This is a genomic window from Agathobaculum desmolans ATCC 43058 (genome assembly GCF_000701665.1).
In the GTDB taxonomy this organism is placed as follows: domain Bacteria; phylum Bacillota; class Clostridia; order Oscillospirales; family Butyricicoccaceae; genus Agathobaculum; species Agathobaculum desmolans.
The window spans coordinates 1-7330 of sequence record NZ_JNJN01000071.1 but is presented as its reverse complement, the minus strand read 5'-3'; the positions used below and the strand labels follow the sequence as shown (position 1 = coordinate 7330).

Below are 7330 nucleotides of genomic sequence, written 5' to 3'. Positions count from 1 at the left end.
CATTACCAGCATAAACAATACCAACAAATGCTCAGAAACAAGGGTATCCGGCAGAGCATGAGCCGCAAAGGTAACTGCTTGGACAATGCAGTGATTGAGAACTTTTTTGGTCTGCTCAAAAGCGAGCTGCTCTACCTGCAAGAATTTAACTCCATGGAGCACTTTAAGCAAGAACTGATAGAATATTTAGATTACTACAATAACAAAAGAATTAAGGCGAAATTAAAGGGCTTGCCGCCTGTCTTACACAGACAACAAGCCCTTTCAGTAGCTTGAACAGTATTTATTTGAAAATATTGTCTAACTTTTTGGGGTCACTTCAAAACCCGCTGCTTTTTATCATTTCATCATATGCTATGTAAAATTACAGGAAACGCTTCATGCCTTCCGTTGCTGCGGACGGCTCCTCGCTGAGCGAAACAGTGAAGTTTACGCTGTGCTGCGCAGAGAACGCATCCAGCGCATTCAGGAACTCCTCTGCCTTGGCAACATCCTTCAGGCCGGCGATCTTATACAGGCCATCGATAAATACACGAGTGATATCATAGTTGCCGGCATGGATACCGCACAGGAAACCGAGCAGGCTTGCGTAATCCTTAATCGGATAATCAGCCGCATCGATCAAACGAGCGTCATGCGAGATATCAAAAGTCAGCTTATTGCCGCGCGAAATGCATACAACACTGCCTTTTTCTTCCTTTACCGCGGTGTTGACCTGGTCGATCAATTCCTTGGTCTTACCAGAGCCGGTACCGCCAATGATGAGTTTTACCATAGTTTATTTCCTCCTAACCTTTGAGGTTGTTTTTAGTGTACCATAGTTTACCCAAAACCACAAGCATGATTTGTAAATTTTCCGTCATTTTGTATGCAACTCTTTGTCTCACCCCAACAGACAGCCCCATAGCGAAAAGAACAAATCTTTCAGCCCCAATGCCTCCACGCCTTCCGCCGCTACTACCGGAACTGTCAGCAATATCTCACTCCCGCTCGTTACGGTCAGTTGGCCGAGCGGCTGCCCTTTGGCAACCGGCGCTTTCACCGCCTCCGGCAGATCCAGCTGTGTTTCCAACTGCGCCGCTTTTTCTTTTTCAACTACAAAGGTTCTGCTGTCCTGCAAAACCGGCTGTACGGTGTCCGCCTGCCCGCGCGTAACCGGCAGCGGCTGCAGCAGATCCGCCGGCGGGGTATATGAAGTAAAATTGGCAAACCCGTAATTAAGCAGCGCCGTTGCATCTGCCATGCGGTTTTCCTTGGTCGGCGCTGCCATCACCACGGCCACTAAGCCCAGTCCCTCCCGCTCGGCACTGGCAGAAATGCAAAATCCCGCCTCGCGGATATAACCGGTTTTCAGTCCGGTCAAGCCCTGATAACTCTTCAGCATTTTATTGGTATTGGCCAGAGCGAATTTCCCGCCGCGGATACTGTCCATCCAAATTCCTGTATAGTCGAGTATTTTGGGATGGCGCAGCAATTCACATGAAATCAGCGCAATATCGCGCGCAGATGTCATGGTTTTCTGCCCAATGCCGTCCAGCCCGTTCGCATTGATGAACTGTGTGTTGGTGCAGCCCAGTTCGACGGCGCGCGTGTTCATACGCTCCACAAACGCAGCCTCAGTCCCGGCCAGATGTTCTGCAATTGCCACCGCACAATCGTTTGCTGAACCGACCGCTACCGCCTTGAGCATCTCATCCAGCGTAAGCTGCTCCCCCGGCTCCAGCCAGATCTGGGTGCCGCCCATCGAACAGGCGTACTCGCTTCCTGTAATCAGCGTATCCAATGTTACTTCACCGCGCTCCAATGCTTCCATCGCCAGCAGCATGGTCATGATCTTGGTCACCGAAGCCGGCTGCAGCGGCTCATCAGCATGGTAGGTATACAGCTCCTGCCCGTTGTCCGCATACAGCGCGGCCGATTTGGCATACAGCGTTCCCATCTCCGGCAGTGCCGCTGCCGGAACCGTCAGCAAACCGCACAGCACCGCAGCGCAGATCATCTTTTTCACAGCCATCCACCCTTTCGGCTTATCCTATGCAGGGCGGACGATCCATATGCAAAAAGCTGCGGCACGTTGTACACATGCCGCAGCGTCTGGTCATTCTTCATTTTCGTTCTGCCGGGTCAGCCACGGATCACAAATGCCAAACGCCCGGAAGTTCATCCGCGCCTCTGCCAGTGACAGCCCGTGGTTCTGGTCACTCGGTTCATCCTCATCCTGCGTAAAATCATCGATTTCCCACCAGCACATTGGACAAATATAGCCCGGCGACGGATCGGCCGGCAGATCCGCCCCGCAGCAGGGGCACGGCTGTGCTGGCATCTCAGGCATACAGGGCATCAGCGGCAGATCCTCTTCATCCGGCACATCCGGCCGGAGCCATGGATCGGGCAGCGTCTCCTCAGCCTCGCACATTTCCGGTGGCCACGGCACAAGGAAAGCATCGTCCTGCGCCTCCGGCAGAAACCACTCCTTTTCCCGTTCCGTCCCCATTACTTCAGCTCGATCAGCACCGGACAATGGTCCGAGCCGTATACATCACTTAATATCCGTGCATCCTTGACCTGATCCACAAACCGATCCGACACCAAAAAGTAGTCGATGCGCCAGCCCGCGTTCTTTTCACGCGCCTTGAAGCGATAGCTCCACCAAGAATACGCCCCCTCCAGCTCCGGATAAAAATAACGGAAGGTGTCGGTAAAGCCCGCATCCTGCAGTGCGGTCATTTTTTCTCGCTCCTCATCGGTAAAACCGGCGTTCCTCCGGTTGGTTTTCGGGTTTTTCAGATCAATTTCCCGATGTGCCACATTCATATCGCCGCACACGATGACCGGCTTTTCCGCATCCAGCTTTTGCAGATAGGTACGAAAATCATCATCCCATCGCATGCGGTAATCCAGCCGCTTCAGACCGTCCTGCGCATTCGGCGTATACACCGTGACCAGATAAAACGCACCGTAATCCGCGGTAATGACACGGCCCTCATGGTCGTGCTCCTCGATACCCAAACCATAAGCTACACTTTTCGGCTCGGTTTTGGAAAACAGCGCCACACCGGAATATCCCTTTTTCTCCGCGGAATTCCAATATTCCCGGTAGCCCTCAACCGCAGGTGCCTGCTCCGGCTGGAGCTTGGTTTCCTGCAGGCACATCATGTCCGGCTGTTCCGCTTGCAGGAATTCAAAAAAGCCCTTGCCCACACAGGCGCGCAGCCCGTTTACATTCCAAGAAATCAGCTTCATGTCTGCTCCTTTCTGTTTGAAAAAAGGAAAGCATCCGTCCTCTCACAGCAAGCGAAGCCGGTCCTGCTTTCCCTTCTCTCTTCTGTTATGCGGTAATCTCGATCATGTTGCCGTCCGGGTCGAGGACACAGCTCTCATAATATCCGTCCCCTGTCACACGCGGATCACCGGTCACTTCATATCCATCCGTCCGCAGGCGCTCAGTCAGAGCATCCACGTTCTCCCGCGTACCGGCCTTAAATGCCAGATGCGCCCACCCCGTCCACAAGCGGGAACGCTCGCAAGCCTCCATCGCAGGGCGGGTCATGAGTTCCAGACGCGCCCCCTCTGCAAAGGAGATAAAATATGTTTGCAGCCCGGTTTTGGGATTTTGATACATGGTGTTGGCCTTCCCGTCAAAATACGTTTCATAAAAGAGGCGCATCCGCTCCAGATCCTGCGTATACAGCGCCATGTGATCGATCGTCATCGCATCCTCACTCCTTTATGATGCCGCTTTCGCCGATCCGGCGTACCGCTTCCTGCATCCGTTCCGGTGGAACGACCAGCGCAAAGCGCACGTAGCCCTCACCCTGCGCACCAAACGCACTGCCCGGTACACAGATCACACCCGTCCGTTCCATCAGCTCCATAACAAATTCCACCGAAGATGCAAACCGTGCCGGGATCTTCGCCCACACGAACATCGTCCCCTGTGCATCAGGCACTTCCCAACCAATCGAACGCAGACCACCGCACAGCGCATCCCGCCGCACCATATAACCCGCGCGGTTACGCGCCACAATGTCCTGCGGTCCGGTCAGCGCTGCAACCGCGCCCGCCTGCACCGGATAAAACATGCCGTAATCGATCTGCGAACGAAAAGCGCGGAAACGCGCGATCACCTCGCGGTTGCCCAGTGCAAAGGATACCCGCATCCCGGTTAGGTTATAGGTTTTGGAAAGCGAATTAAACTCGATCCCGACCTCCTTGGCGCCCGGAATCGACAGGAAAGACAACCCCTCCTTTTCGTTGAGCATCAAATCCGAATACGCATTGTCATGCAGTACGATGATATTATGCTCACGCGCAAACGTGACCAACCGCTCATAAAACGCCCGATCCGCAACTGCTGTTGTCGGATTATTCGGATACGACACGACGATCGCCTTTGCGCGCTCTGCCACATCCTCCGGAATGTCCGCAAAATCGAGCTGCCAGTGGTTTTCCTCCCGCAGCGGATACAGTCCGACAGTTGCACCGGTCATCAGCGGACCAAATGAGAAGATCGGATACCCCGGATCGGGCACCAGAATCAAATCATTCGGTCCGGCAAAGGCAAACCCGACATGAGCGATCCCCTCCTGCGAACCGCACACCGCCATGATCTCCTCATCCGCAAGCTCCACATCATAACGCCGACGGTACCAGCCCTGCACCGCATCCAAAAGAGCACGGGTCTCGGTCAGGGAATACTTATACTGTTCCGGATCAAGCGCTGCGCGGCTGACCGCCTCCATCACGTGCTTGTCCGGCTGAAAATCCGGTGTGCCGATCGAAAGATTGATCACATCCATACCGCTTGCCAGAAGTTTTTTCTTTTTCTCGTCCAACTGATTGAAAATATTGCTTTCTGCGGGCTCTCCCGCCTTGATAAACTGCATAACCGTTAACTTCTTCCTAACAAAAATTCGATAACCGTCCGATTGAAACGCGACGGCTGCTTGGCGGCAACAAAATGGTCACCGTCCCGGAATACTTCCACCCTGCAATCCGGAATATGCGCCGCCATCGCACGTGTCTGCTTTTCCCGGATCAAATCGTGTTCACCCACGATGATCATAGTGGGCATGGTAAGCCGTTCCAGATCTTCCATTCGCACACCGTAGGGATGTACCATCAGTCCCATCACGTCACACCGGCGGGCCGCTGTTTTGCTGAAATGCCGCAAAACGGACAGGGCACCATATTTCGCCAGCATCGGAATCTGGGTTTGCGGCTTCACCCCGCTGAACATTTCCACATTTGCCCCGTTCAGGATCAAACGATCCACATATGCCGGATAGGTAAGCGCAAACTTGATCGCTAAATTCCCACCATCCGAAAATCCCAGCATATGCGTTTTTTGAATACCGCACGCATCCAAAACCGCTTTCAGATCCTCAGCCATCAGCGCAAAGGAAAGTCCATCACTGCCGCAGCCCGATGCACCGTGACCGCGGCTGTCAACTGCGATCACACGGTAAAAACGAGTAAATTCCGCGATCTGGCCTGTCCAGTAAGAGCTGTCTTCCCCGTTTCCGTGCAGCAGCACAAGCGGTTTTCCCTGCCCGATGTCATAATACGCGATCGACACCGCGCCACGTCGCACAAACGACGGTTGATACGCAAACATCGTTACTCCATATCCTTTCTGCACTGCTCAACAAATGCAGCCGGATGCTGAATCAGCTGTGCTGTCTGCTCCACACTGTTGCCCTCCCGCAGCAGCCGCTGCGCGATCACGGTCATGGATTCGCCTACCTCGATCATATGCCAGTCCGGATCATACAGGCGTACCACCCGTTGCTGCCATTCACACATCCGCGGCGGATGCACCAGCTCCACATCCAAAAAACCATGCAGACGATCCATAAACGCGTCAAAATCATCCACCTCAAAATAAAGCTCCATATTGTTGGACTGGTGCAGAATTGTGCTTTTCGGAATACCGACCAACCAATCAAAATCCTGCTGAATCGCAAAGCCGCCCGTAAAAGTAATATTCCTTCCAAGATCCAGCGCAACCTCCTGCCCAAACAGATCATGGTAGAACCGCTTAGATACCTCCGGATCGCGCACAGCCAACACAGGCATTTGATATTTGATCATATAACTCCCTCCCGTTGCACCGCTTCTTTATCGGATCGGCTCATTCACTCGATACGATAGTCATATCACGTCCGCACCAAAACATCCGATGCGCTGCCAAACACAATGACAACCTCAGTCAAGAATTTGCATAGTGCTATTCTACCACAGTTAAACAGCGTGGTAAAGAGACAGCGCCCCGCTTTACACAGCTGCAAATCAAAAAAAACCACATTATCTCCAAATACTGTTAATCTGGTTGTAAAAGCAGCGATAAAAGAGATTGTACAGAGTCCGCAATGCTGGCTGCACCTGCCCGCAACAGTTCATCCCGTCCACCGAAACCAAACGTTACACCAATACAGGGAATCCCGTTTTCCCTTGCACCATCCACATCGTGGAACCGATCACCCACCAAAACAGACTGATCTGGTACGGCATGCAGCATGCGCAGGGCCTGCGACACAACCTGTGCTTTTGTACCGATTTTTCCATCCAGCGACGCACCTGAAACAGCATCAAAATAATCATATATCCCAAACAAATGCAGGATTTTTTCGACAAACACAGTTGGCTTGGAAGAAGCAATGGCGATCTGCCGCCCTGCCTGCTTAAGCTGACGCAACAAATCCGGCACCTCTTCAAACAGGATATTTTCCTTCCAGCCCACCACACTGAACCGTTCCCGATAAGCCTCCACCGCGGCTTTCGCCTGTGCATCCGAGAATCCATAGCATCGAGAGAATTCATCATACAGCGGCGGACCGATAAAATGCTCCAGTGCCGTCAGATCGGCCTCATGAATCCCCATTTTATCCAGCGCATACTGCACAGATTTTGTAATTCCTTCCCGCGGATCGGTCAACGTACCGTCTAGATCAAACAATACAAACTGATACAAGAATCCATACCCCCTTGAATAAAGCAAAAACGGCAGCAACCGAAGTTGCTGCCGTCCGTGTGCGCGCTGCGTTATCTTCCCGGGCCGTCGCCAGCCAAGTATTGTCACCGTAAACGAGCTTAACTACTGTGTTCGGGATGGGAACAGGTGTACCCTCGTCACCATTAACACGCACTATCTGAACTGCACATCTCTGTGCCGCTCTTCTGTTATATCATACCTTCCACCGTCTGTCAACCTTTTTTGGTGACCCGTGGGGGAATCGAACCCCCGTTTGCGGCGTGAGAGGCCGCCGTCTTAACCGCTTGACCAACGGGCCATAACAGCCGACTTCCCGGTATGCTTCGGATCCACCAT

General features: G+C 52.9%; 10 protein-coding genes, 1 tRNA gene and 1 rRNA gene. 1 reads left to right on the top strand and 11 read right to left on the bottom strand.

Annotated features, from left to right (window positions below; translation table 11 throughout):
- Positions 1 to 276 (top strand): IS3 family transposase (locus T363_RS0113155; protein WP_031476563.1); only part of this gene is annotated, 276 nt, incomplete at its 5' end.
- Between the two features lie 88 nt (positions 277 to 364).
- Here T363_RS0113155 and T363_RS0113150 read toward each other — a convergent pair.
- From T363_RS0113150 to T363_RS0113100, 11 genes are all read right to left on the bottom strand, one after another.
- On the bottom strand, positions 365 to 775 hold the full coding sequence (locus T363_RS0113150) for a hypothetical protein (protein ID WP_031476561.1): 411 nt from the start codon (positions 773 to 775) through the stop codon (positions 365 to 367).
- A 108-nt stretch (positions 776 to 883) separates the two neighbouring features.
- Positions 884 to 1999, bottom strand: a complete 1116-nt coding sequence (locus T363_RS0113145) for a D-alanyl-D-alanine carboxypeptidase family protein (protein WP_242840288.1) — start codon at positions 1997 to 1999, stop codon at positions 884 to 886.
- A gap of 99 nt (positions 2000 to 2098) precedes the next feature.
- Complete coding sequence (locus T363_RS16655; RefSeq protein WP_242840287.1) at positions 2099 to 2494, bottom strand: CPCC family cysteine-rich protein; 396 nt, start codon at positions 2492 to 2494, stop codon at positions 2099 to 2101.
- Positions 2494 to 3243 (bottom strand): exodeoxyribonuclease III, encoded by a 750-nt coding sequence (locus T363_RS0113135; protein WP_031476555.1) that lies wholly within the window; start codon positions 3241 to 3243, stop codon positions 2494 to 2496. Before T363_RS0113135 ends, T363_RS16655 begins: the two co-directional genes overlap by 1 nt.
- A gap of 85 nt (positions 3244 to 3328) precedes the next feature.
- On the bottom strand, positions 3329 to 3712 hold the full coding sequence (locus T363_RS0113130) for a VOC family protein (protein ID WP_031476553.1): 384 nt from the start codon (positions 3710 to 3712) through the stop codon (positions 3329 to 3331).
- 7 nt (positions 3713 to 3719) lie between these two features.
- Positions 3720 to 4886 carry an aminotransferase class I/II-fold pyridoxal phosphate-dependent enzyme gene (locus T363_RS0113125; protein ID WP_031476551.1) on the bottom strand — a complete coding sequence of 389 codons (1167 nt, stop codon included), beginning with the start codon at positions 4884 to 4886 and terminating at the stop codon, positions 3720 to 3722.
- 5 nt (positions 4887 to 4891) lie between these two features.
- Entirely contained in the window at positions 4892 to 5617 is a 726-nt protein-coding gene (locus T363_RS0113120) for an alpha/beta fold hydrolase (protein ID WP_078097056.1), read from the bottom strand.
- 2 nt (positions 5618 to 5619) lie between these two features.
- The gene (locus T363_RS0113115; protein ID WP_031476548.1) at positions 5620 to 6090 is read right to left on the bottom strand and encodes a VOC family protein; all 471 of its coding nucleotides are present in this window, start codon (positions 6088 to 6090) and stop codon (positions 5620 to 5622) included.
- A gap of 232 nt (positions 6091 to 6322) precedes the next feature.
- Positions 6323 to 6973, bottom strand: a complete 651-nt coding sequence (locus tag T363_RS0113110; RefSeq protein WP_031476546.1) for an HAD hydrolase-like protein — start codon at positions 6971 to 6973, stop codon at positions 6323 to 6325.
- A gap of 58 nt (positions 6974 to 7031) precedes the next feature.
- A 5S ribosomal RNA gene (gene rrf / locus T363_RS0113105) occupies positions 7032 to 7148 on the bottom strand.
- 69 nt (positions 7149 to 7217) lie between these two features.
- Positions 7218 to 7292 (bottom strand) — tRNA-Glu (locus tag T363_RS0113100).
- Positions 7293 to 7330 lie beyond the last annotated feature (38 nt).